The sequence below is a fragment of the Nonomuraea antri genome, from assembly GCF_013283785.1.
Classification (GTDB): domain Bacteria; phylum Actinomycetota; class Actinomycetes; order Streptosporangiales; family Streptosporangiaceae; genus Nonomuraea; species Nonomuraea antri.
In genome coordinates this window covers 1-3,001 of sequence record NZ_JABCPZ010000457.1, presented here as the reverse complement: position 1 = coordinate 3,001, position 3,001 = coordinate 1, and the positions used below count along the sequence as shown (strand labels likewise).

Here is a 3,001-nt window from a genome sequence, read left to right as displayed (position 1 = left end):
TTATAAGAGACAGCCCCCAGCCCGATACTGGCCAGGAACAACACCGGCAGCACGAACGACGAGAACAACGACGCCCGCCACAACCGCTTGTACAACGTCAGGTGCCGCTCCAGCACCGCCACGGACGGATGCGCCATCAGTCGACCAACGTCCGGCCGGTCAAGTGCAGGAAAACATCCTCCAGCGACGAACGCCGCACCAGCACACTCGACGGCACCAGCTCCCGCCGGTGCACCTCCGACACCGCGCCGTCGCCGTCCTTCGCATACAGCAGGATCCGGTCGGGCAGCACATCCACCCGATCACCGACCCCCTCCAGCGGCGCCACGAACCCCGCCAGCTCCTGCCCGCCGAACCGCAACTCCACCACCTCGGGGGAGGAGTAACGCTCGATCAGCGCCCGCGGCGACCCCTCCGCCACGATCCGGCCGCCGTCCATCACCACCAGCCGATCGCACAACTGCTCGGCCTCGTCCATGTAATGCGTCGTCAGCACCAGCGTCACCCCCCGCTGCTTGAGCCGGAACAACCGCTCCCACAGCAGATGCCGCGCCTGCGGATCGAGACCCGTCGTCGGCTCGTCCAGCAACACCAGATCAGGGTCGTTCACCATCGCCCTGGCGATCGTCAGCCGCCGCTTCATCCCGCCCGACAACGGCTCGACCAGGCTGCCGGCCTTCTCCCGCAGCTGCGCGAAATCCAGCAGCTCCTCGGCCCGCTCCCGCGCCTGCGCCCGCGACAACCCGAAATAACGCGCATACGTCGTCAAATTCTCACGAACCGTGAGATCGGGATCCAAATTGTCCAACTGAGGGCACACCCCCAGCCGAGACCGGATCCGCGGACCCTCACGCACCGGATCCAACCCCAAAATCCGCAGCTCACCCGCCGACGGCATCGACACACAGCCGATCATCCGCATCGTCGACGACTTCCCCGCACCGTTCGGGCCCAAGAACCCGAACGCCTCACCAGGAGCCACCTCCAGATCGATCCCGGCCACCGCCGTGAACTCACCGAAGCGCTTCACCAGCCCACGCGCGTAAATCAACGCCTGTTCACCCGACACGACGACAGACCCTAACCAACCCCACCGACAGTTCCGCAACCCGATAGCACCCACAATGAAACCCACACCCCGGCACCCGAGCACACCCGGGGGAGACCTGCGAGGAGGACGGACCCATCGACACCCGCACCGCCGCCCAGCACTTCGCCGACACCTGGCAACACGGCTGGACCCACCACGACACCGACGCCATCATCGCCCTCTACCACGACGACGCCGTCCACACCTCCATGCCCTTCCGCCCGCCCCACCGCGGAAAGCACGCCATCGCCGAATACATCACCTGGTCATTCACGGGGGAGACCCACCAGAAAGTCACCTTCGCCACCCCCATCGTGGACGGCGACCAGGCCGCGATCGAATTCCGCGTCCACGCCCACGACAACGGCGCACCCATCACCCTGGCCGGCTGCGTCTTCGTCCGCTTCGACCCCCACGGCCTCGCCGTGCGGACCCGCGACTACTGGCACACCACAGAAGGCCACCACTGACCGGCCACCAGGCGAAACCCCCGAGAAAACCCCGAACGCGGCATCACCGCGCGGACATCGACCGCGCAGGCATCACTGCCGGAAAACTCAGCGCGCCGCCCGCAGCGGCGCCACCCCCGCGCCCGGCCTGCGCCGCGGCATCATCGACTGCCCCACGGCCGGAACCGGAAGCTGCCCCTGCCCCTGGACCTGCCCCTGAAGCTGATTCTGCGCCGGCACCTGACCGGGCATCTGGCCCGGAAGCTGACCGTTCACCTGACCGGGCATCGGCTGGCCCGGCATCGGGGGAGCGGCCGGCAACATCGGACGCGCCACCTGCTGCGTCTGCTCCACCGCCTCAGCACGCCGCTCGGCGCACCCGCCGCCGCAGTACCCGTTCGTCACGATCAGCCGCCCCCGCAACGGCGTGTACGCGTCCCGCCCCGAAGCGGGGAGAACCCGCTGACACACCGGGCATAACACCGACTGGTTCCCCACGTGCTGCTCCTCTCACGGCGCAATAGCAGGAGCCCCCACCCTAGAGCCACACCTGTCACCGAGGACAGCGAATCAACACAACGTCAAGCGAACCGTCAGAACCGGAATCACGCCAACTTGACATAATGTCCATTATCAAGCAACCAGACACGCCCACACCAACCACCCGAAATCCAAGGAAAACCGCGCCACCACACACCCTGCCACCCGCATGAAACGCCCACCCCAGGGCAGAGAGCCACCCATGCCCAGCCTGGACACCTCCGCCCCGGGCCTCATCGCGCTCACCGCCGTCATCACCGCAGCGATCATCTGGCTCATCATCCTGGCCGCCCGGCTCACCCAGCGGCCCAAGAACCGGCCAGGCCCCAGCCTGGATCTCGTCGATCAAGCTCGCGAGCTCAAAGCGCTCGGCCAGATCCAGGAAGCCGTCTTCCTGGTGCGCGGCGAGACCGGCATGAGCCACCGCGCGGCGACGCGCTTCGTCAACCGGCTGTGAGGCCCCCACCGAAAACCCCCATAAGCCACTTTTGATGCGATACCGGACAGAAGCTGGATTCTGTCCGGTATCGGAACGGCCGCGCGCCGACCGCACCCACGGCCCGCTGTCGCGTCTCAAGGAACTTGGCCCTTGTCTCACCAACTTGGCCTCTCCCGCGATTTCGTCTCAGCAGCGTGGCCCGAGAAGATCGTTCCGGGCGTAACCGATTGATCAAGTTCTCAGCAAGATGGTCCTTCAAGGTCGTTTGTCTCACTAAAGTGGCCCCCGCTCTTCGTTGTCTGAGTCCCCAGTTGGTGGTGCTGGTTGAGCGTGCGAGCCGTACAGGCGAGCGCCTTAGAGGTCATAACAGAATGAGATTGCCCGCATCCTTACGGTGATGATCGTCGTTGATAGGTTGTGAGGAAGGGCGAGCAACTGCCGTGGATCGTCTCGGACAGCTTGTGGGAGCGGATCGAGCCGTTG

Annotated in this window: 4 protein-coding genes; 2 read left to right on the top strand and 2 right to left on the bottom strand. The window is 65.9% G+C overall.

The genetic code is table 11. From position 1 onward, the window contains the following. Positions 1 to 136: 136 nt before the first annotated feature. A complete protein-coding gene (locus HII36_RS54320; protein ID WP_173531231.1) occupies positions 137 to 1,069 on the bottom strand; it encodes an ABC transporter ATP-binding protein in 933 nt (310 codons plus the stop codon). 116 nt (positions 1,070 to 1,185) lie between these two features. Here HII36_RS54320 and HII36_RS54315 point away from each other — a divergent pair, with 116 nt between their 5' ends. Further along, positions 1,186 to 1,560, top strand: a complete 375-nt coding sequence (locus tag HII36_RS54315) for a nuclear transport factor 2 family protein (protein WP_173531232.1) — start codon at positions 1,186 to 1,188, stop codon at positions 1,558 to 1,560. An 87-nt stretch (positions 1,561 to 1,647) separates the two neighbouring features. Here HII36_RS54315 and HII36_RS54310 read toward each other — a convergent pair whose 3' ends face one another. Further along, positions 1,648 to 2,037: a hypothetical protein gene (locus tag HII36_RS54310; RefSeq protein WP_173531229.1), complete on the bottom strand. Its 390-nt coding sequence runs from the start codon at positions 2,035 to 2,037 to the stop codon at positions 1,648 to 1,650. Positions 2,038 to 2,281: 244 nt separating this feature from the next. Between HII36_RS54310 and HII36_RS54305 the strand changes: the two genes are divergently transcribed. Beyond that, positions 2,282 to 2,536, top strand: a complete 255-nt coding sequence (locus HII36_RS54305) for a hypothetical protein (RefSeq protein ID WP_173531230.1) — start codon at positions 2,282 to 2,284, stop codon at positions 2,534 to 2,536. Positions 2,537 to 3,001 lie beyond the last annotated feature (465 nt).

Bases quoted from the DNA above. Each gene is read 5' to 3' on its own strand.
- HII36_RS54305 (WP_173531230.1), top strand. From the start codon at position 2,282: ATGCCCAGCCTGGACACCTCCGCCCCGGGCCTCATCGCGCTCACCGCC.